Origin of the sequence: Inhella sp., assembly GCF_041912635.1 — a bacterium.
Classification (GTDB): Bacteria; Pseudomonadota; Gammaproteobacteria; order Burkholderiales; family Burkholderiaceae_C; genus Inhella.
On sequence record NZ_JAYRMO010000075.1, the window covers coordinates 1 to 1,661 of the forward strand.

Below are 1,661 nucleotides of genomic sequence, written 5' to 3' on the forward strand. Positions count from 1 at the left end.
CGTCGAAGAAGCGGCTGCGCACGTTGTAGCGCGTCTGGCCGTGCAGCAGCCGGGTTTGCGAGTGGCTGAGGTACAGGCGCTTGCGGGCGCGGGTGATGGCCACGTACATCAGGCGGCGCTCTTCTTCCAGGCCGTCGCGGTCGCTGGCGGCGTTGTCATGCGGGAACAAGCCTTCTTCCAGCCCGCCGATGAACACCGCGTCGAACTCCAGGCCCTTGCTGGCGTGCACGGTCATGAGCTGCACGGCGTCCTGCCCGGCCTGGGCCTGGTTGTCGCCCGCCTCCAGCGCGGCGTGCGTGAGGAAGGCCACCAGGGGCGAAAGGGTTTCGCCGGTGTCGGCGTCGATGATGCCGCCGGAGCCGGTGGGCTTGAGCGGTTCGTCCAGCACCGGCGCATTCGGGTCCAGCCCCTGGCTGGCCGGGCTTTGCGTGAGCGGCTGGCCGTGCTCGTCCAGCGGCAGGGCCACGGCGTCGCGGCCAAATCCTTCTTGCATGACGAAGCTCTCGGCGGCGTTGACGAGTTCTTCCAGGTTCTCGATACGGTCCTGGCCTTCGCGGTCGGCACGGAAGTGCTCGATCAGGCCGCTGGATTCGAGCATCTGCTCGATGATGCTGCGCAGCGACAGGCCCTGGGTCTGCTCGCGCAGCACATCGATCAGCGCCACAAAGGCCTTGAAATTGGCGCCCGCCTTGCCGGGCACGGCGCTCACGGCGTCGTGCAGCGAGCAGCCTGCGCTGCGGGCCGCGTCCTGCAGCACCTCGATGCTGCGCGCGCCGATGCCACGCGGCGGAAAGTTCACCACGCGCAGAAAGCTGGTGTCGTCGTTGGGGTTCTCCAGCAGGCGCAGATAGGCCAGGGCGTGCTTGATTTCGGCGCGCTCAAAGAAGCGCAGGCCGCCGTACACGCGGTAGGGCACGGCGGCGTTGAACAGGGCCGATTCGATGACCCGGCTTTGCGCGTTGCTGCGGTAGAGCACGGCAATTTCCTTGCGCTCCAGGCCGTCGCTCTTCACCAGTTGCCGGATCTCATCGACCATCCACTGCGCCTCGGCCAGGTCGGAGCTGGCCTCGTACACGCGCACGGGCTCGCCCGCGCCCTGCGTGGTGCGCAGGTTCTTGCCCAGGCGGCGGCTGTTGTGGCTGATGAGCTGGTTGGCCGAGTCGAGGATGTTGCTGTAGCTGCGGTAGTTCTGCTCCAGCTTGATCTGGTGCTGCACGTCGAACTCGCGCACAAAATCCTGCATGTTGCCCACGCGCGCGCCGCGGAAGGCGTAGATGCTCTGGTCGTCGTCGCCCACGGCCATGACGCTGGCGTGCGTGTGCAGGCGCCCATCCACCTCGTCGCCTGCCATCTGCTTGAGCCACAGGTACTGCAGGCGGTTGGTGTCCTGGAACTCATCGACCAGGATGTGCGCAAAGCGCCGCTGGTAGTGCGCGCGCAGGGGGTCGTTGCCCTGCAGCAGCTCGTAGCTGCGCAGCATCAGCTCGCCAAAATCGACCACGCCTTCGCGCTGGCATTGGGCCTCGTACAGCTCGTACAGCTCGACCTTCTTGCGGCTGTCGCTGTCGTGCGCAGGCACATCGCGCGGGCGCAGGCCCTCTTCCTTGCAGTTGGCAATGAAGTACTGCAGCTGCTTGGGCGGGAAGCGCTCCTCGTCCACG

1 protein-coding gene is annotated in these 1,661 nt (G+C 66.8%); it reads right to left on the bottom strand.

The genetic code is table 11. The features are described 5' to 3' along the window. The coding region (locus ACE3QP_RS21735; RefSeq protein ID WP_374439169.1) for a 3'-5' exonuclease at positions 1–1,661 on the bottom strand (1,661 nt) is incomplete at both ends.